Annotated in this window: 1 protein-coding gene; it reads left to right on the forward strand. The window is 44.0% G+C overall.

Annotated elements, in window-relative coordinates; genetic code table 11:
* Positions 1-562 (forward strand): 1-acyl-sn-glycerol-3-phosphate acyltransferase (locus tag A3766_RS22290; protein WP_068642987.1); only part of this gene is annotated, 562 nt, incomplete at both ends.

The following is a 562-nucleotide window of genomic DNA, read 5'->3' on the forward strand; positions in this document are numbered from 1 at the left end:
TTATTGGTGCTTGTTATCAATTCCCGCAAGTGTCTAAAATTGACCAAAACGAGCTTAATGATTACGCTCTGTTTACCTTGTGGGTTGAGGATCTGGTTCGTTCAATGAATACGGAGGTCGTTGTCGAAGGCTCCCCCATGGAAGCAAGCGGTTTGTTTGTATCAAATCATATTTCATGGCTCGATACGATTGTTTTTAATCATCTCAGGCCTGTAGGTTTTATTGCGCGGCATGATTTGGAAGAGTGGCCTTTGCTGGGGACCTTTACCAAAAGAATGGGGTCTATTTATATTAATAGAACCAATAAATTTGAAGCGTATCGCTCAATTCCTTACCTTGAAGAGCGTTTAAGGCAAGGTGGTTCAGTGCACCTGTTTCCTGAATCAACGACCTCGGTAGGTGCAGAGGTGTTGCCGTTTTTCCCGATGTTTTATGAGGCAGCAGTTAGAGTGGGTGTGCCTGTTCAGCCAGTTGCACTAAAGTATACGGATGAATTTGGTCGGCTCTTGCCTGAGCCAGCGTTTATAGATGATGACTCGTTTATTGATACGCTTGAGCGTAT

Source organism: Oleiphilus sp. HI0132, assembly GCF_001635845.1.